We start from the raw sequence: 18,964 nt of genomic DNA on the forward strand, positions 1-18,964 counted from the left end.
CTCCACACTGAAACCCGCAGCACCGCGCGGCCCCCGGCAGCACCCCGCGGCACCTCGTAGCGAAGGCACCTGAACCCATGAGCAAGAACCGCACGACCAGAGCGTCCCTCTACGGCACCGCCACCGTGGCCACCCTCGCCCTCGGCCTCACCGCCTGCGGCGGCGGCTCGGGCGGCGGCAGCGCCTCGTCCGGCACCTGGGACAAGAGCGCCACCGTGAACATCGGCTCGCTCTACGAGCCGCAGAACCTCGACAACACCGCGGGCGGCGGCCAGGGCGTCACCGAGGCCCTGAACGGCAACGTCTACGAGGGTCTGTTCAAGCTCACGGACGACGGCAAGGTCGAGAAGCTCCTCGCGCAGAACCACGAGGTCAGCAAGGACGGCCTGACCTACACCTTCACCCTGCGCGACGGTGTGAAGTTCCACAGCGGCAAGGAACTGACCAGCGCGGACGTCAAGTACAGCCTGGAGAAGGTGATCGCGGACGACTCGCAGTCCGCCCGCAAGAGCAACCTCGAAATCGTCAAGGACATCGCCACCCCCGACGCGAAGACCGTCAAGGTCACCCTGTCGAAGAAGTCGATCTCCTTCGTCTACAACCTCTCCTACGTCTGGATCATCAACTCCGAGGCCAAGGACCTCAAGACGACCGAGGACGGCACCGGCCCGTACAAGCTCGCCAAGTGGACCCGCGGCTCCGCGCTGAGCCTCGACCGCTTCGCCGGCTACTGGGGCGACGCCGCCGCCAACAAGAAGGTCGTCTTCCACTACTACAAGGACGCCTCCGCGCTGAACAACGCGCTGCTGACCAACGCCGTCGACGTGGTCACCAGCGAGCAGTCGCCCGACGCCCTGGAGCAGTTCAAGAGCAACAAGAACTACAAGGTCAACGACGGCGACTCCACCACCAAGCTGCTCCTCGCCTTCAACGACAAGGCCAAGCCGTTCACGGACGTCAAGGTCCGCCAGGCCGTCTCCGCCGCCATCGACGACAAGAAGCTCCTCGAATCCGTGTGGGGCGGCTACGGCAAGCTCATCGGCTCGATGGTGCCGCCGACCGACCCCTGGTACGAGGACCTCACCGACGTCAACGCCTACGACGTCACCAAGGCGAAGAAGCTGCTCTCGGAGGCCGGCTACGCCAAGGGCTTCTCCTTCACCCTCGACACGCCGAACTACGACCCGCACCCCACGGCCGCGACCTTCATCAAGTCGCAGCTCGCCAAGGTCGGCATCACCGTCAAGATCAACACGATCACGCCGGACGAGTGGTACACGAAGGTCTACAAGAACCGCGACTTCACCGCCACGCTCCAGGAACACGTCAACGACCGCGACCTGGTCTGGTACGGCAACCCCGACTTCTACTGGGGCTACGACGACAAGCAGGTCACCCAGTGGGTCGAGCAGGCCGAGGAGGCCTCCACGACCGAGGAGCAGACCGAGCTGCTGAAGAAGGTCAACCGGAAGACGGCCGAGGACGCGGCCAGCGACTGGCTCTACCTCTACCCGCAGATCGTCGTCGCCAGCAGCAAGCTCTCCGGCTACCCGGTCAACGGCCTGAACTCGCAGTTCTACGCCTACGACATCAAGAAGAAGGGCTGATGGGGCGCTATCTCCTGCGCCGCCTCGCGTTCCTCCTGGTGTCGCTGGCCCTGGCGAGCGTGGTGCTCTTCGTACTGCTGCGCCTGCTCCCCGGCGACCCGGCCAACGCGCTCACCTCGGTGGGCGCGAGCCCGGAACAGATCGCCGCGGCCCGCCACTCCATCGGCTCCGACCGTCCGCTGCCCGAACAGTTCACCCACTGGCTCGGGCAGCTGACGAGCGGCGACCTCGGCACGTCCTTCGTCAGCTCGCTGCCGGTCGGCCCCGAGGTCAGCGCCCGGCTGAACGTCACCGTCCCGCTGACCCTGGCCGCGTTCGTGCTGGCCGTCGTCATCGCCGTACCGGTCGGCTTCGTGGCCGCGTACAAGCGCCACACCTGGTACGGGGCGGTGCTCAGCGGGATCTCCCAGCTGGGCATCGCCGTGCCGGTGTTCTGGCTCGGCATGATCCTCATCGCCGTGTTCGCGCTGAACGCGGGCTGGCTCCCGTCGGGCGGCTTCCCGCAGGACGGCTGGGACGCGCCCGCCGAAGCCGTCCGCTCCCTGGTCCTGCCGGTGGTCACCATCGCGCTCGTGATGGGCGCCTCCCTGATCCGGTACGTCCGCTCCGCCACCCTCGACGTCCTCGGCAGCGACTATCTGCGGACCGCCCGGGCCCTCGGCGCGTCCTTCCCGCGGGCCATGTGGCGGCACGGGCTGCGCAACGCCTCCGTCCCCGTGATCTCCATCCTCGGCATCGAACTCGCCTCGACGCTGCTCGGCGCGGTCGTCGTGGAGTCGGTGTATGCGCTGCCGGGCCTCGGTTCGCTGCTCGCCACCGGGATCGCCCAGCACGACTACCCGGTCGTCCAGGGTGTCCTGTTCGTCTCGACCCTCGCCGTGCTCCTGATCGGCTTCGCCGCCGACCTGGTCCAGCGGATCATCGATCCGCGGCTGCGCGGACGGCTCTCCGGAGGTGCCCGATGACCCTGCCGGCCGCCCCGCTCAAGGAGACGGAGCCCGCGGAGTCGGCGACGCCGGTCTCCCGCCGCCGCCGTTCCGCCACGCTGTTCGCGGGCTGCTCGCTGACGGCCCTGATCGTGCTGCTCGCCCTCGTCTCGCTCGTCTGGCTGCCCTACGACACCGACGACACCTCCGGCGGCCGGCTCGCGGGCCCCGGCGACGGGCACCTGCTCGGCACGGACAAGCTGGGCCGGGACCTGCTCACCCAGCTGATGACCGGCGCCCGTATCGCCGTGCAGGCGGGTCTCGGCTCGGTCGCCATCGCCGCGCTCGTCGGGGTCACCCTCGGGGTGCTCGCCGCGTTCGCGCAGGGGTGGCTCGACGACACCCTCGCCGCGTTCCTCGACATCCTCATCGCCTTCCCGACGCTGCTGCTCGCGATGCTCGTCGTGGCCGCCCGCTCGGCCACCCTCGGCTCCGCGATCCTCGCCATCGGTCTGGCGCAGAGCGCGGTGGTCGCCCGGCTCGTGCGGATCCTCGTCAAGCGGGTCCTGGCGCGGGACTACATCACCGCCGCCCGGACCTCGGGCACCTCCTGGCCGCGTACGGTCGCCGCGCACATCCTGCCGAACATCTGGCCCACCCTCGTGGTCAACCTGGCCCTGCAGTTCGGCCTCGCCGTGCTCGCCGAGGCCGGACTGTCCTACCTCGGCCTCGGCGCCCCGCCGCCCAACGCCTCCTGGGGCCGCATGCTCCAGGAGGCACAGGCCACCTTCACCACGGCACCCGCGGGCGCGCTGGCCCCCGGCATCCTGCTGGTCGTGCTCGTCGTCGGCGTCAACCTCGTCGCCGACGGACTGCGCGACACCCTCGACCCGGCCACGAGAAGGAGGCGGACATGACCTCCCCCGGCACCCTCCTGGACGTACGCGGCCTGACCGTGCGCACCGACGACGGGCGCACCCTCGTCGACGACCTCTCCTTCACCGTCGGCAGCGGCGAACGGCTCGGTCTGATCGGCGAGTCCGGTTCCGGCAAGTCCCTGACCACGCTCGCCCTGCTCGGTCTGCTGCCCGACGGCATGACCGCCACCGGCAGCGTCGAACTGGCAGGCACCCAGATCGTCGGCGCCCCCGAGAAGCGTCTGACCGCCGTCCGCGGCCGGGACGCGGCCGTGGTCTTCCAGGAGCCCCTGACCGCTCTCGACCCGCTGATGCGGATGGGCCGCCAGATCGCCGAGCCGCTGGCCCGCAGGACCGGCCTCAAGGGCCGGGAGCTGCGCACCGCCGTCACCGAGGCGCTCGTACGGGTAAGGCTGCCCGAACCCGACCGGATCGCCCGCGCCTTCCCGCACGAGATCTCCGGCGGCCAGCGCCAGCGCGTCGCCCTCGCCATGGCACTGGCCTGCGAACCGGCTCTGCTGATCGCCGACGAACCCACCACCGCGCTCGACGTGTCCGTGCAGGCGGAGATGCTGGAACTGCTCGACACCCTCGTCCGCGAACGCGAGATGGCCGTGCTGTTCGTCAGCCACGACCTCGCGGTGGTCGCGAAGGTGACCGACCGGGTGCTGGTGCTGAAGGACGGACGGGCCGTCGAGGAGGGCCCCGTCCTGGACGTCGTCACCGCGCCGAAGGCCGAGTACACCCGGGCGCTGGTCGCAGGCGCCCGGAAACTGGAGTCCGCCCTGGACCTGAGGAGCCCGCGATGACCCCCGAGCCGAAGCCGACGGACGGGGCGCGGACGGCACCCGTACTGGAGCTCACGGACGTGGCCGTACGCTATCGGGGCGCCGCCGCCGACGTCGTACAGGGCGTGTCCCTGGCCGTCGAGCCGGGGCAGTCGCTGGCCCTCGTGGGTGAGTCCGGCGCCGGGAAGACGACCCTGCTGCGGCTCCTGCTGGGACTGGCCCGTCCCACCGCCGGGACCGTCCGCTTCGACGGTGAGCCGCTCGCCCCGCGCGACCGGCGGCAGATGCGCCGCTTCCGGCGGGGCGTCCAGTGCGTGTTCCAGGACCCGTACTCCTCGCTCGACCCCAGCCGCCGCGTCGCCGCGATCGTCGCGGAGCCGCTGCGCTCCCTGGGGCTCGACTCCCGGGCGACCGCCGCGCCGAAGGTGGCCGCCGCGCTGGAGCGGGTCGGTCTTCCGGCGGACGCGGCCTCCCGCTATCCGCACGAGTTCTCCGGCGGCCAGCGTCAGCGCATCGCCATCGCCCGCGCCATCGTGTGCGACCCGCGCGTGCTGCTCGCCGACGAACCCGTCAGCGCCCTCGACGTCACCACCCGGGTCAAGGTCGTCGACCTGCTGGCCGAGCTGAAGGAGGAACGACGGCTGACCCTCGTCATGGTCTCCCACGACCTGTCGGTCGTCGCCTCCCTGTGCGAGCGCACGGCGGTACTGGAGAGCGGCCGGCTCGTCGAACAGGGCGCCACCGACCAGGTGTTGGGCGACCCGGCCCACCCGTACACCCGACGCCTGATCGACAGCGTGCCGCGGCTGCCGGTCTGAGCGGGCCGCACGAGCGGCCGCCGCACGACGGTCCCGGTCAGGCGCCCGTGCCGCCCAGGGCGGGTGTCGGGGCGAACCGCACGGGCAGTGCGGTGAGGCCGCGCAGCCACGGTGACTGACGGCGCTTCAGGGACTCCGCCGGCACGGCGAGGTCGATGTCGGGCAGCCGGTCGAGGACAACCTCGATCCCCGTCCGCGCGATGACCTCCGCCACCTCCTGTGCGGGGAAGGGACAGCGGTGTTCACCGTGACTGAAGGAGAAGTGCGCGTTGTTGCCGCCCGTCAGAGCGGTGTGGTCGGCGCGGATGTGCGGGTCCGAGTTGGCGGCCTGGAGTCCGAGGAGCAGCAGGTCGCCGGTGTTGATGCGGACGCCGCCGAGGTGGGTGTCGCGGGTGGCGTAGCGGCCGGGCATGTTCTGGGTCGGGGTGTCCTCCCACAGGACCTCGTTCATGGCCTCGGTGACACTGCTCCGGCCCCCGAAGAGGGAAGCCGCGAAACGGGCGTCGGTGAGCATGAGGTGGAGGGAGTTGCCGATCCAGTCGGCGGTGGGCTGATGGCCCGCCGACAGCAGGATCATGATGTCCTGGACGATCTCCTCGTCGCTGAACCCGCTCCGGTCGGCCAGGATCCGGGAGGCGACGTCGTCGCCGGGCTCGACGCGCTTCTCGGCCACCAACTGCTGGGCGGCGGTGTACAGATGCTGCTCGCCCGCCAGCGCCCGGTCCCCCGCGTCGATCATGTCGGTGAGGGAGGCGACCAGTGCCGTGGCCTTGGTGTCGTTCCAGCCGTAGATACGGGCCAGGACGCGGGCCGGGAGCAGCTTGGCGTACTGGCCGATCAGATCGCCGCTGCCGGCGGCGCAGAAGGAGTCGATCAGCTCGTCGGCGAACTGCTCGGCGTGCGCCCGCAGTTCGGAGGGGTCGACGCCGTCCAGGGCGTTGCTCAGCATCGCCGAGCGGGTGCGGTGCCGTTCGCCGACGGTGTAGAGGATGGACGGCTGCTTGCGCCCGATGACCGGTGCAAGGGGCCAGTCCTCGGGAATGTTGTCCCACTGGTTCCACAGCTCGGAGTCCCGGCTGAAGAGGCCCGGGTCGCTGGTGACCTGGTGCAGTTCACGGTAGCCGAGCACCAGCCAGGCGGGGATGTCTCCGTCGAGGAGGACCGGTGCCACCGGGCCGTGCTTGCGCCGCATCTGCCGGTACAGCTCGGCCGGTTCCTCGTGCGAGAGCGGACCGCGCAGGGGGATGGGACTCACACCAGCTCCTGAGGCGAGTTGCGGACATGGTCGGAGTGCAGTCGGTGGACGTACTCGACCAGGGTGATCAGGACCTGCTTGCTGGACTCGCGCGAACGGGCGTCGCAGCCGATCAGGGGGACGTGCTCGTCCAGGTCGAGTGCCTGGCGGATCCGCTCGGGAGAGTGCGCGGGCCCGCCGAAGTCGTTGCAGGCGACGACGAACGGGGTGCCGTGCTTCTCCAGGCGGTCGATCGCGTACCAGGAGTCGTCGATGCGCCGGGTGTCGACGAGGACGACCGCTCCCAGGGTCCCGGAGAAGAGGCGGTCCCACAGGAACCAGAAGCGCTGCTGGCCGGGCGCCCCGAACAGGTAGAGCACATTGCGGGCGTCGAGGGTGATGCGGCCGAAGTCGAAGGCGACGGTGGTCGCGGTCTTGGCGCCGACGCCGGTGAGATCGTCGACGTCCGCTCCCGCCTGCGTCATCGTCTCCTCGGTGTTCAGCGGGCGGATCTCGCTGACCGAGCGCACCAGGGTGGTCTTGCCCACTCCGAAGCCGCCCACGACCACGATCTTCAGTGCGTTGTCGGCGGATGCGCTCAGGGGAGCGCTCGCTCTAGAGATTTCGGAGTCCAACGAGCACCTGCTCCAGGATGTCGAGGTCGGGTAGTAGGGCCTGCTGCCGACGGGGGTGACGGGCGCTGACACGGCCCGCGGCCAGGAGGTCGGACAGCAGGATCTTGGTGATGCCGACCGGCAGCCGCAGTTCGGCGGCGATCTCCACGACCGCGGTGGGGCGTTCGGTCATCCGCAGGATCGCCGCGTGCTCGGACTGCATGCCGGGCACGGGGTCGCACTCGGCGATGACGAGGGTCACCAGGTCCAGAGGGCTGTCCGCGCCGACCCGGCTGCGCCCCGAGGTCAGGGTGTAGAACCGGTCGGGGGAGTCGTCCCTGCCCGGCCTGCCGGCGTACGCGGTCATGAGGCCCGGGGCGGGGCCGTCAGGTGTTCGCCGAGCTGCTCGATCAGCTCGCTCATGTTGTGTCCGATGAGGCCCGCGTCGGCGTCCTCGTCCGTGACGACGGCCAGATGCGCGCCCTGACCCGCCTCGACGATGAACAGCACTCCGCCGTAGAACTCGGCCATGGCCGTACGGACGCCGCCGGTGCCGTCGCCGAACTCCACCGACGCGCCGTGCGACAGGGACTGGATGCCGGCGGCTATCGCGGCGAGCTGGTCGGCCTGGTCCGCGGAGAGCTCCGGGGTGCGGCACAGTTTCAGGCCGTCACGGGAGAGCACGAGCGCGTGCCGTGCGCCCGGGGTGCGCTTGAGCAGGCCCTCGATGAGCCACGTGAGTTTGTCGTCGGCGGTCGTCGTGCCGGTCATGAGGTGGTGTCGCCTTCCGGGTGAGACTGCGGGGGGATGATCTCGGATCTCGGGCGGGGAGGGTGCGTCCAGGCGGAGGGGCCGGGGGTGCCTCAGCCGCTCTGGGGGGCGGGTGGGGACTGGCCGGTGGCGGGTGCGGTGCCGGTGCCGGACTGTTGGTCCGCTGTGCCTGCCCCGGTCGTCCCGGGCTGCTCGGAAGCGGCGGGAACCCCGCGCACGGCTTGGCGGAAGCTGCCGAAGCGGGCGGCGCGTACCTGTACGTCCACGGCGGACGGCGCGGTGTGCGGTGTGGTGGAGCGCGCCGCCACACGCGCCCGCTCGGCCTCGGCCTCGGCGAGGGTCCGTCCGCGGCGGCGCCGGGGCAGATCCTCCACGGGCTCCTCCACGGATTCCTCCGCACCGGCGGCCGGGGCAGGGGTGCCGGAGGCGGCAGGCGCGGCAGGGGTGCCGGAGGGGGCAGGCGCGGCAGGGGTGCCGGAGGGGGCAGGCGTGGCTGAGGTGGCGTATGCGTGCGCGGGGGCGGAATCGAGGTCCCGGCCGGGCCCGGGAGCCCGTGCCGCGTCGGCGCCCTTGTCCGGGGCGGGCGCCACGGACCCACCGTGGCGCCGCGGCAGTTCCGGGGCAGCGGGCGCGGTCGTGGTGCCCGCGGTGGCAGACGGCTTCCGGGCGGCCGGCACCTCCGGGGTGCGGTCGGCCGGCGGGGTCGAGGTGCCCTGGACGACGAGGATGTCCTGCGGGACGAGCAGCAGAACGCCGGTGCCGCCGCGGGCCGAGGGCCGGAAGGAGATCTTGAGGCCGTACCGGTGGGCGAGCCTGCCGACGACGGCGAGGCCCAGCCGGGTGCCGGTGAGACCGCCGAGTTCGCTGCCCCGGCCGGTGACCGCCTCCTCGGCACGGCGCAGTTGCAGGTCGCTCATGACCAGGCCGCTGTCCTCGACGGAGACGATGACACCGGCCGGCACCTCCTCCACGTAGACGTGCACCTCGGCGGTCGGCGGGGAGAAGTTCGCGGCGTTGTCGAGCAGTTCGGCCAGCGCGTGCATCACGGCCTCGGCGGCGTGCCCGGCGACGGCGGCCTGGCTGGCGGAGTGGACCCGGACCCGCTGGTAGCTGCCGATGCGGCCCATGGCGCCACGCAGGATGGACTCCATGCCGATCGGCCGCGCCCAGCGTCGGCCCGAGCGGGCCCCGGTCAGCACCGCGAGGGAGTCCGCGAGCCGGCCGGCCTGCGCGGTGCGATGGTCGAGGTGGAGGAGGTCGGCGAGGACGTCCTCGTCGGAGTGCCGCTCCTCCATGGCCCGCAGGTCCGCGAGCATCGCGGTGGCCACGGCCTGCATGCGCCCCGCCGCGTTGGCGGTGGCGGAGACGGCGGCGGTGCGCGAGGCGTTCGCCTCCCGCAGCCGCACCGTGAGCTGCGTGTTCTCCTCGGCGAGCCGGGCACGCTCCGTGCTGTGCTCCCGGGCGACCCGGTCGCGCTCGGCAGTCAGCGAGTCGGTCAGCCGGGCGTGCTCCGCGCCCTGCTCCTGGACGATGCGGGCGCGTTCGGCGGCGAGCGAGTCGGTCAGCCGGGCATGTTCCTGGGCCAGTTCCGCCGTCAGGCGGGCCCGCTCCCGCTCCAGCTCACCCGTCAGCCGCACGCGTTCGAGACGCGTGTCCTCGGTCAGCCGGACACGTTCCTGGAGCATCCGGCCGACGTCCTGGGTCAGCGTCTCCAGCCGCCGGCGCATCGTCCGGCCGGAGAGGACGGCGTACACGGCCACGACGACGGCCGCGCACAACAGGAGGCCCGCCGCGCTGCCGCCCAGCGCGAGCGGCAGGCGCACGCCGGCCGGCGCGTTGACGACCGCGCCCGCGACCGCGAGCCCGGCCAGTACCGCCGTGAGTACGAAAGCCGTCAGCAGGCCTCGGATGGCGGGCCGTTCGCCCGGGTGCGTGGGGGAAGTCATCGCTCGTTTCCTCGGTCGGTTCCGAGGGCGTTCACCGTGATCTCGGATGGCCTTCGGGTCGGTTCCTTGGGACAAGTCCCTGCAGCGGGTTGCCAGTAGTTTTTCGGCTCACTACGGACAGGTGTGAGCCTTCACCTCTGCGCATCTGGCGGTCACTATATGGGACTTTACGATCATCATGAAAAGGTCTTGGCCTTACTTCTCACATCTACACACACGTGTAACCAACGCGAAAAGGTCCGACGTGAGTGGAGAGGCCCGAGGTCCGAGGTGGCCGAAAGAGGTTCGTCCCGTCAGGAACACCGCCGGGAACACCGCCCTGAACACCGAGAGCATCCCGGCCGGGCGACAAGCCGGCGCCGGTGAACCCAGGCGCTCAAGAGGGCGCGCACTGGTTGCCTCTTGAACGCTTTCTTCGTCCTGCCGGTGTCCGGCCCTAGCGTGTGCACGTGACCCAACTCCCCTTTCACGTAACGGACTTGAGCCCATCGACCGGACACGCGCACTCGGCCGGAGCCCCTCTCGTCCTGCGGAGCGCAGCCCCAGACGGTGAGGCAGACGCAGACGCAGAGACAAAGACAGAAACAGCGGCAGCGGCAGCGGCAGCGGCGGACGATGGAAAGGGCGAAGGCGGCACGATGAGACTGGTCGAACTCGTGGAGGCCGGCGACCTCGCCGGAGTGGTCCGGGAGCTGGGTGCCCTGTCGCCGGAGGAGCGCGGTGCGTGCGCGGCGGGGCTCAAGGCCCACCGCGGGACGGCCTCCCGACGTGAGAACACCCCGGAGGCCAAGGCAGCCCTGTTCGCCGCCGAACTGGGCTGCCAGGTCACCCCCGCGGCCGCGGCGGCCTGGCTCCTGACCTACCGGTACTTCAAGGTGGGCACCTGGACGGTGGACGTCCTGGACCTGTACCCCGTGGGCTGGCGCGCCGAGCTGGCCGCACGGCTCGGCGAGAGCGCGACGGCCTCGGACACGGTGTACACGATCACCGAACACCTCGTCCACGACACCGGCTGCCCGCTGCCGGCCTCCCGGAAGTTCGTCCTGGCCTGGCTCTCCAACCGCGCGAACGACCGGGAACGGCCCGCGCGGGTACTGGGCGGGGTACCGGGTGGCGACCTCCTGGAGCGGCTGCGCGCGGACGCCTTCACCCCGAAGCTCGTCCCACTGGCCGTGGAGAGACCGGGGCGTGTCGTCTTCGGCCGTCCGGGGTGGCTGCTGGAAGCTCTCGTCACCCTCACCGCCGAGGGTTTCGCCGACCGTGACGAGCTGGTCGACAACCTCTTCGCCGACATGGTCGGCGATCCGCCGGGAGGAGCCCGGGCGGCGGCCCTGCTGGAGGCGCTCGCGCTCACCCCGGCCGAACACGCCCGGGTGGCCCCCGCACGCACCGCGCTGGCCGGGCGGCTGCTGGGACGCCTGCCGGCCGACGGCACCCGCGGGGAGACCGCTCCCCACCTGGACTTCCTGCGGGCCCTGAACTGCACACCGGCCGAGAACGCTCTCCTCGTACGGGACCATCTGGCGCTGCTCGATGGGTCGTTGGCGGTGGCCGCCTACGCCCAGGAGATCCTGACCGGCCTGGACGAGGCGGGGCTGCTGGAGCCCGACGCACTCACCGAGGCGTGCGAACGGGTCCTGCTCCGCCCCGAGAAGACGCTGGTCCGTACCCAACTGACCTGGCTCGACCGCGCGATCCGACGGGACCCGGCGCTCGCGGAAAGGCTGCTCGTCGACATGGCCGTCGCCTTCGGGCACCGGGAGCTGGCGTTGCAGGAGCGCGCGCTGGATCTGACGGCTCGCCATGTCGAGGCTGCCGGGGAGTCGGTGCTGCCCCGGTTGCGGGCGGCCGCGGAACTGCTCAGCCCAGGGCTCGCGGCACGAGCCGGCGAACTGTTCGGCGCGCAGGAGGACTTGGGTGGCGCGCCAGAGGTCGCCGTCACCGGGGCGTACGCGGACACGCTGCCTCCCGTGCCGGTCCCGAGCCCGGTGCCGGGGCCCGTCCCGACAGCCACCGAGGTCGCGCAGGAGGTGGCGGCGGTCGTCGCGGGCGACCAGGACGTGGCGGCCTTCGAACGCGCCCTCGACGGACTGGTCCGCCACGCCCATGTGGACCGGACCGCACTGTCCGAGGCGCTGGAGCCGGTCATGCGCATCCTGCCGAAGGACGCCCACGACTGGGTGCAGGCGGACCTCTACGACGTGGCGGCCGCGGTGCGGGGCGACAAACCGAGGTCACGCGTCGGCCTGCTGCACCGGGTCGTCCACCTCGGCCGGACCCGCCCGAGCAGCAGTTTCTCCCTGGCCGGTTCGCTGCTCGCCGCGCGGCTGGCCGAGGCGATGGAGATCATCGAGTCCGGCACACAGCCGTTCCTGCTGGCCGTGCCGACCCTCTCCACCGGCGCGCTGGACGCCGCCGTCCTGCTGGCACGTATCTCCGCGCTCGACGCGCTCGGTATCGACCCCGCGCCGGTCGACCTGGCCCAGGCCCTGCTGCGGGTCACCCCGACGGCGGACGGCGAGGTGCTCCGCGCGGCCGGGTCGCTCGACTCCCCCGCCGGCCGGCGGCTGGCGCACTGGCTGCGCGAGGGCGGGCTCCCGCACCAGGACTCGGAACCGAAGGGCTGGCCCCACTGCGAGCCGCCGAAGCCCGCCTCGCAGGGCTGGTGGACACCCGCGCGCCCCGGGGCGGCCATCGACCCCGAGTTCCCGTTGGCCGCGGCGGCGCTGGTCGGACCGTACGTCGGCAACAACGGCCTCGCCGACCCGATCCGGCCCTTCTGGGTGGCCCAGTTGCCGCACCACCGCGAGGAGTTGATGGCACGCGACTACTTCGAGCCGCGCTCGTCCCAGACAGGGTGGCCGCGCGTCCTGCCGCTCGTCGCGGAGTCAGGCGGTCCGGCGGGTTGGTCGGTGCACCTGGCCGTGGCCTTCGGGCTGATCTGGCGCCTGGACACCATCGCGGTGGTGGACGCCCTGCTGGTCCTGGCCGCGCGGGAGCAACTGGACGGCGGGCTGCTCGGCCGGCAGCTGGAGGCGTTACTGAACGACGGGTGGCCCGGCGCGAACCGGGCGGCCGAGTCGCTGCGGACCGCCGCCGACACGAGTGCGTACGCGACCGTGTGGTCCGTCCTGGCGGCCGCCCTGCCCGGTCTGCTGCGGGGCACCCCGGTCCGGGGCGTGGGCGACCTGCTGGCACTCGCGGTGGAATGCGTGTCGCGCTGCGGCGCGAGGGGCTCGATCGCCGAGGTCACGGCGATCGCCGACCGCAAGGGGTCGAGCCAGCTGGTGAGGAACGCGCGGTTGCTACGGGATGCACTGCGCTGACCCGGGCCGGTGAACGGCGGGCCCGCCCGGGCGAGGGCGATGGGACGGGGTCTGTCGACCCCGCCCCAACGCCCCGAACGGCGGCTCCGGAGGCCCGGAACCCCGGCACTTGAGCGCGGCCCCGGGCCCCGCTCCGGGACCCGTCCGGACTACCGGGGCGCCGGTCCCCGCGGCACCGACGTCGGCGCCGGGGCGTACCCCGTGGGTCGGGTGGTGAAAACCCCCCGGCCCTGCGTGCGGCTTCGCAACCGCGTCGCGTAGCCGAACAGTTCGGCCAGCGGCACGGTGGCGGTGACGACCGCCGCACCCGCCCGCGCGGCCGAGCCGGTGACCCGGCCGCGCCGCGCCGCCAGGTCGCCCAGGACTCCGCCCACGGCCTCGTCGGGAGCGGTGACCGTGACCTCGACCACCGGTTCCAGCACCGCCATCGCGCACGCCCGCAACGCCTCACGCAGGGCGAACCGTCCGGCCGTCCGGAACGCCATCTCCGACGAGTCCTTCGTATGGGTCGCCCCGTCCCGTAGGACGACCCGCAACCCGGTCACGGGATGCCCGCCGAGCGGACCTTCGCCCAGCGCGTCCCGGCAACCGGCCTCGACGGCCCGTACGTACTCCTGCGGCACCCGACCGCCGACGACGGTCGACCGGAACTCGAACCCGGTCGCGCTGCCTCCGTCCTCCCGGTCGGCGTCGCCTTCCAACGGCTCCACGTCCAGTACGACATGGGCGAACTGGCCCGCCCCGCCGTCCTGTTTGACATGCCGAAAGACGAGGCCTGCGACCCCGCGAACGACGGTCTCCCGGTAGGCCACCCTCGGCCGGCCGACCCGGACGTCCAGCCCCTGGGCGCGGCGGATCTTCTCCACCGCCACCTCCAGATGCAGTTCGCCCATGCCGGACAGCACGGTCTGCCCGGTCTCGTCGTCGGTCCGCACCACCAGCGACGGATCCTCCTCCACGAGCCGTGCCAGCGCCGCCACCAGTCGGTCCGTGTCCGTGCTCGTCCGGGCCTCGACCGCCACCGACACGACGGGCTCGGCGGTGACCGGCGCTTCGAGGAGCAGCGGGGCCCCGGGCGCGCACAGGGTCGATCCCGCGCGGGCGGACTTCAGTCCGACCACGGCGACGATGTCCCCGGCCACGGCCCGGTCCAGCTGGGCGTGCCGGTCGGCCTGGACGCGCAGGATCCGGCCGATCCGTTCGGTGCGCGTCGCGTTCGCGTCCCGCACGGCCACCACTTCTCCCTTCCGGATCGTCCCCGAGTACAGCCGCAGATAGGTCAGCCGCCCGGTGGCGGTGGAGTGCACCTTGAACGCCAGGGCCGCGAACGGCGCGTCCGGATCGGCGGCCCGCACCTGCTCGCCACCGTCCAGCGTGCCCCGTACGGCGGGCACGTCCGACGGCGAGGGCAGATACGCGACCACGGCGTCCAGCAGCGGCTCGATGCCCCGGTTGCGGTAGGCCGAGCCGCAGAGCACGACCACACCGTCACCCGTACGGGTCAGGTCGCGCAGCGCGCCCGCGAGGGTCCGCGCGGAGAGGCCGGCCGGCGTACAGAACTCCTCCAGTGCGCCCGGATGCAGCTCCGCGACGGCCTCCTCCAGCAGCCGTCGCCGCCGCCCCGCCTCCTCCGACAGACCTTCGGGTACGGGCCCTTCCTCGACCCCGCCGGTCCCTGCGGCGCCCTCGGCCTCCTCGGCCCAGACCAACGCCCGCATCCGCACCAGGTCGACGACTCCGCGGAACCCGTCCTCCGAGCCGATGGGCAACTGCACGACCAGCGGCGCCGGATGCAGCCGTTCCCGGATGGACGCGACCGCCGAGTCGAGGTCGGCCCCGGCCCGGTCCAGCTTGTTGACGAACGCGATCCGCGGCACACCGAACCGGTCGGCCTGCCGCCACACCGACTCGCTCTGCGGCTCGACCCCCGCGACGGCGTCGAACACCGCGACCGCCCCGTCCAGTACGCGCAGCGAACGTACGACCTCGTCGGAGAAGTCGACGTGCCCCGGAGTGTCGATCAGGTTGACGCGATGCCCATCCCAGTCACAGCTGACGGCGGCGGCGAAGATGGTGATCCCGCGGTCGCGCTCCTGGGGGTCGAAGTCGGTGACGGTCGTCCCGTCATGCACCTCACCACGCTTGTGCGTGGTCCCGGTGACATACAGGATCCGCTCGGTGACGGTGGTCTTGCCCGCGTCGACATGGGCGAGGATGCCGAGATTGCGGACGGCGTCCAGCGGGGCGGCGGGATGAGAGAAGCGACGGTCATGAAGATGGAGTTCGGTACGCACGGCCCAAGGCCTTCCAGGACTACTGATCCGGATGGGGTCGGCGCGATTCCCGTACGAGGCGTCAGGTGACCTGTGAGCCTGCGACAGAGCGTGCTCAGGTCAGGGGCAGACGTTCGGAACGGGCATCCGGTGCGGGCCGCGCAGCCCGCACCGGCTCCGCGAAGACACGAGGATCACCTCGTACCGCGACAGAGGAACGACGACAGCGGTGCGGTACCGCATGGCCGGGCTCCTCTCAAGGGTCACGGGGCGCGGCGCGGTGGTGCGCGGCGCGTGTTGTGGGGCGAGTGTAGGAAACCGAACCGCCGTGGCGCACCGGGTTATTCGCGCCCGCCCTCCATGGCGGCCCCGGGCTCCCCGTCCCGCCGCTGCTCCGCGCGGGCCGGAGCGATGATCGTGGGGGCGTACCCCTGCGGGGCGGGGCTGTCCGCGCCGAGCACCTGGCAGCGGGTGAGCCCGTGCCGCGACCACAGGGCGGCCGTCCACGCGCAGAGCAGCGCGTCGACGAGGTCCTCCCGGTGCTTGTAGTCGGCCGCCCGCTGAGGTGAGGGCTCCTCGGTCAGCCGGCGGGAGACCGGATGCGAGGCGAGCAGAAGGGGCGGGTCGGCGGTGGCGAGGCCCGCCACCCGGCCGATCAACTCGTCGCACGCCTGCGCCCGCACCTCCCGCCAGTCGGCCGACGGTACGCGCGCCGGGCGGCGTTTGTACGTGGGGCGCTCCAGGTCGTAACCCAGCTCGGCCGCTCCGACGAGGGTGGTGTACGGGTAGCACTCGGACAGGACGAGGCCGCTGGTCGGCGGGCCCTGTCTGCCGTCGTCGTAGGACCAGCCCGCCTTCCGGAGCCGTTCCAGCAGGAGCACACCGGCCTGGCGAGGAGAGCCCAGGTTGGTGCTGTTCGCGCTCACCTTCCAGCGGCCGTACCGTTGGCCCACCTCCCGCTCGCACACCCGCTGGCCCGCCGGATTGTCGACGACGAGCGGCGCGTCGACGAAGACCAGGGTCGATCCGTCGACGGCCGCCCCGGCCAGCCACTCCGTCGTCTCGTCGAGGCCGCGGGTCCAGCCGCAGTCGAGGACCGCGCCGGAGCGGTCGACGGCGGCCACACCGGTCTCGTTGGGCCTGCGGGTCCCGCCGTTCGCCCAGGCCAGGTCGATGCCGATGAACCGCTCGATCGCCACCTCAGGCCTCGGGCATCGCGGTGACCGTCTCGACCAGTTCCGCCAGTGCGGCCGCCACCCGGGCGAGGCCGGGCCCCGCCGGACCGCCCGGCTCGGTCATGTAGACGTCCCGGCGGATCTCGATCATCAGGGCGGTGACCCGCCGGTCGGTGCCGTAGTACTTCAGCGGTACGTACGTGCCGGCGAAGGGGCTGTTGATGCCCGTACCGCCGAAGCCGGTGAACGCCTTCTCCGCGCTGGTGAGGAGGTCGGGCGGTGTGTGGAAGGCGTCGGTTCCGAGGCAGACGGGTGGGCGGGGGCCGTCGCCGTGGAGTTCGTACGGCAGCCGGTCCGTGGGATAGGAGTGCACGTCGACGATCACGGCTCGCCCGGCCGCTGCCAGCCGCTGTGTCACGGCGTCGGTCATGGCGGCGGCGTACGGGTGGAAGTAGCTTTCCAGGAGCGGCTGTTCGGCCGACGCGCCCGGGTGACCGAGGCGGTCCGGGTCGTCGTCCGCTCGGTCCGGGGTGTCGTCCGGTCGGTCCAGGGTGTCGTCCGGTCGGAGCGGTTCGCCGTGCGTGGTGCGGGTGTAGACGGCTCCCATGCCCACCGCCCGCATCTCCTCCCGTTCGTCCGGGAAGCGTTCGGGGTCCACGACCAGCCGGGACAACCCGTTGACGAACCGCCAGGGCGCGACCGCGCACCGGGCGGCGGCCTCCGCGGCGATCCGCGCGGTATGGGAGTCGGTGATGTGGTCCAACTCCCGTTGCAGCGCTTCGTCGTTGAGGACGATGCCGCTTCGCGCGTCCGCGGGGACGGTCCGTGAGGAGTGCGGTACGTGCAGGATCACCGGTGAGGCGGGGGCGCCGGGTACAAGGCTGTACGGAGCCGAAGTACCGGTCATCTAGGCGCCCTTGGCCACGGTCACCGTCACCGAGAGGTCGCCGGAGTTGTCCGAGACGCAGCCGTTGCCGCCGTCGTTTTCGCCGTCGTTGATGCGCAGTTCGAGCGTGCCCCCGGCCGCCGCCTCGAAGGTCCACTGCTTACCCACGATATGGCTCTCCTCGCCCTCCCCGGCCTCGGTGAAACGCCCGAGGAGCGCGCCGAAGGGAGCCGAGTCGTTGACCTTGCAGTCCGCCGCGGCGAAGTCGAGCGACCTGTCGGTCTCGGCGTCGTAGCCGTCCGGTCCTGTCAGTGGCATCTCGGGGTCGTCCACGGTCCACTGGCCCGATGTGAAGCGGACGGTGACCGTGTCGCCGGACTGGATGGGTGTGTCGGTGACCCGCTGCCAGCCCTCGGCGGCATGGACCACCGACTCGTTGACGACGGGGGTCGCCGGCAGGGGCGTACCGGCCGGCAGGGAGATACCGGCCTCGCTGCCCGGCTCCTTGCCCTCCGACGCGTCGGCCTGGGCAGACCGTTCGAACGGCGGCACCCCGGCGAGGAAGAGGCCGAGGCCGGTCCCCGCGAAGACGAGGGCGACCGAGGCGACGACCAGGCCCATGACCCGTCTGTCACGCCGGCTCTCGTCCCTGCGCATCAACGCGGACGCGGTCGCGGCGTCGTACCGCGAAGTGGGTGCCGCGTGGTCCGTCCACGGGACGTGCTGACGGGTCCGGGTCTCCGCCTCCGCGAGGGAGACCCCGGCCGGGATCGCGATCCGGACGGTGGCCGACGGCAGCGACCTCGGGTCCGCAGCGAGCCCTTCGGCGGCGTGCCTCAGGGCGGTCGTCGCGTCGGGGATGGAGGGCCGCTCCTCGGGCGCCTTGCGCAGCAGCGCCTCGACGGCCGGGAGCAGCGGGCCCAACCGCGCGGGCAGATTGGGCTGTTCGTACGCGACGGCGTGCAGGGTGGCCGCGTGCGCGGGGCGCCGGAAGGGGGACGCTCCGGTGGCGGCGGTGACGAGTGTCGCGGCCAGCGACCACAGGTCCGAAGCGGGCCCGACCTGACCGCCGTTGACGCGTTCGGGCGCCATGTACTCGACGGAGCCCGCGAATTCGCCCGAGTTGGTGAGCGCCTCGCCGTCGTCGACGACGGCGATGCCGAAGTCCGTCAGGACCGCGCTGCCGTCACGGCGCAGCAGGACGTTGGCCGGTTTGACGTCCCGGTGCAGGGCTCCGGCGGCGTGCACGGCGTCGAGCGCGCCGAGCAGTTGAGCACCCAGTTCGGCGACTTTCGTGGGCTCCAACGGGCCGTTCCGTGCGATGAGTTGAGCGAGCGAGGGGCCGTCGATGAGTTCCATGACGATCCACAGCCGGTCCTCGTACTCGACGAGGTCGTGGACTCCGACCACATGCGGGTGCGGCACCCTGGCCACCACCCGCGCCTCCCGTACCGCACGGCGCAGCCACACGCGGCGGTCCTCGTCGCCCTGGGTGAAGACGTGCAATTCCTTGGCCGCGACATCCCGCGCGAGCAGTTGGTCGTGGGCCCGCCAGACGGTGCCCATGCCGCCCCGGCCGAGTTGGTCGGTCAGCCGGTACCGACCCGCGATCAGACGCCCGGCACCCCGTGCCGCATGCGCCGCACCCTGCTGATCATCACTGCCGGACAACACGCCCGCCTC

The 18,964-nt window shown here is 72.1% G+C and carries 15 protein-coding genes; 6 read left to right on the forward strand and 9 right to left on the reverse strand.

The features are described 5' to 3' along the window. Window positions 1-77 precede the first annotated feature (77 nt). Genes J8N05_RS29305 through J8N05_RS29325 form a run of 5 tightly spaced genes read left to right on the forward strand, consistent with a single transcriptional unit; the run spans window position 78 to window position 5,056 of the window. A complete protein-coding gene (locus J8N05_RS29305; protein WP_210888121.1) occupies window positions 78-1,607 on the forward strand; it encodes an ABC transporter substrate-binding protein in 1,530 nt (509 codons plus the stop codon). Continuing rightward, window positions 1,607-2,572 carry an ABC transporter permease gene (locus tag J8N05_RS29310; protein ID WP_210888124.1) on the forward strand — a complete coding sequence of 322 codons (966 nt, stop codon included), beginning with the start codon at window positions 1,607-1,609 and terminating at the stop codon, window positions 2,570-2,572. The genes J8N05_RS29305 and J8N05_RS29310 overlap by 1 nt, the downstream gene beginning before the upstream one ends. Beyond that, window positions 2,569-3,450, forward strand: a complete 882-nt coding sequence (locus J8N05_RS29315; protein ID WP_210888128.1) for an ABC transporter permease — start codon at window positions 2,569-2,571, stop codon at window positions 3,448-3,450. The genes J8N05_RS29310 and J8N05_RS29315 overlap by 4 nt, the downstream gene beginning before the upstream one ends. Then, a complete protein-coding gene (locus J8N05_RS29320) occupies window positions 3,447-4,259 on the forward strand; it encodes an ATP-binding cassette domain-containing protein (RefSeq protein WP_210888131.1) in 813 nt (270 codons plus the stop codon). The genes J8N05_RS29315 and J8N05_RS29320 overlap by 4 nt, the downstream gene beginning before the upstream one ends. Next, window positions 4,256-5,056, forward strand: a complete 801-nt coding sequence (locus J8N05_RS29325) for an ABC transporter ATP-binding protein (protein ID WP_210888134.1) — start codon at window positions 4,256-4,258, stop codon at window positions 5,054-5,056. Before J8N05_RS29320 ends, J8N05_RS29325 begins: the two co-directional genes overlap by 4 nt. A gap of 37 nt (window positions 5,057-5,093) precedes the next feature. On the opposite strand, the gene J8N05_RS29330 is transcribed toward J8N05_RS29325, so the two are convergent. The 5 genes from J8N05_RS29330 to J8N05_RS29350 form a co-directional block, all read right to left on the reverse strand. After that, on the reverse strand, window positions 5,094-6,311 hold the full coding sequence (locus J8N05_RS29330) for a cytochrome P450 (RefSeq protein ID WP_210888137.1): 1,218 nt from the start codon (window positions 6,309-6,311) through the stop codon (window positions 5,094-5,096). Continuing rightward, window positions 6,308-6,925, reverse strand: a complete 618-nt coding sequence (locus J8N05_RS29335) for a GTP-binding protein (protein WP_247706547.1) — start codon at window positions 6,923-6,925, stop codon at window positions 6,308-6,310. Before J8N05_RS29335 ends, J8N05_RS29330 begins: the two co-directional genes overlap by 4 nt. After that, window positions 6,906-7,271, reverse strand: coding sequence for a DUF742 domain-containing protein (locus tag J8N05_RS29340; protein WP_210888139.1), 366 nt, complete (start codon window positions 7,269-7,271; stop codon window positions 6,906-6,908). The genes J8N05_RS29335 and J8N05_RS29340 overlap by 20 nt, the downstream gene beginning before the upstream one ends. Then, window positions 7,268-7,675 (reverse strand): roadblock/LC7 domain-containing protein, encoded by a 408-nt coding sequence (locus J8N05_RS29345; protein WP_210888142.1) that lies wholly within the window; start codon window positions 7,673-7,675, stop codon window positions 7,268-7,270. The genes J8N05_RS29340 and J8N05_RS29345 overlap by 4 nt, the downstream gene beginning before the upstream one ends. A gap of 92 nt (window positions 7,676-7,767) precedes the next feature. Continuing rightward, entirely contained in the window at window positions 7,768-9,621 is a 1,854-nt protein-coding gene (locus tag J8N05_RS29350) for a sensor histidine kinase (protein WP_210888145.1), read from the reverse strand. 638 nt (window positions 9,622-10,259) lie between these two features. On the opposite strand from J8N05_RS29350, the gene J8N05_RS29355 reads away from it, so the two are divergent. Further along, entirely contained in the window at window positions 10,260-12,947 is a 2,688-nt protein-coding gene (locus J8N05_RS29355) for a DUF6493 family protein (protein WP_210888148.1), read from the forward strand. Between the two features lie 149 nt (window positions 12,948-13,096). On the opposite strand, the gene fusA is transcribed toward J8N05_RS29355, so the two are convergent. The 4 genes from fusA to J8N05_RS29375 all read right to left on the reverse strand — a co-directional run bounded on the left by fusA (window position 13,097) and on the right by J8N05_RS29375 (window position 18,952). After that, on the reverse strand, window positions 13,097-15,241 hold the full coding sequence (gene fusA / locus J8N05_RS29360; RefSeq protein WP_210888151.1) for an elongation factor G: 2,145 nt from the start codon (window positions 15,239-15,241) through the stop codon (window positions 13,097-13,099). A 320-nt stretch (window positions 15,242-15,561) separates the two neighbouring features. Continuing rightward, window positions 15,562-16,419 carry a DUF429 domain-containing protein gene (locus tag J8N05_RS29365; RefSeq protein WP_210888154.1) on the reverse strand — a complete coding sequence of 286 codons (858 nt, stop codon included), beginning with the start codon at window positions 16,417-16,419 and terminating at the stop codon, window positions 15,562-15,564. Window position 16,420: 1 nt separating this feature from the next. Continuing rightward, window positions 16,421-17,302 carry an N-formylglutamate amidohydrolase gene (locus tag J8N05_RS29370; protein WP_210888157.1) on the reverse strand — a complete coding sequence of 294 codons (882 nt, stop codon included), beginning with the start codon at window positions 17,300-17,302 and terminating at the stop codon, window positions 16,421-16,423. Next, complete coding sequence (locus J8N05_RS29375) at window positions 17,303-18,952, reverse strand: serine/threonine-protein kinase (protein WP_210888159.1); 1,650 nt, start codon at window positions 18,950-18,952, stop codon at window positions 17,303-17,305. Between the last annotated feature and the right edge of the window lie 12 nt (window positions 18,953-18,964).

Origin of the sequence: Streptomyces liliiviolaceus (assembly GCF_018070025.1) — a bacterium.
GTDB classification, from domain to species: domain Bacteria; phylum Actinomycetota; class Actinomycetes; order Streptomycetales; family Streptomycetaceae; genus Streptomyces; species Streptomyces liliiviolaceus.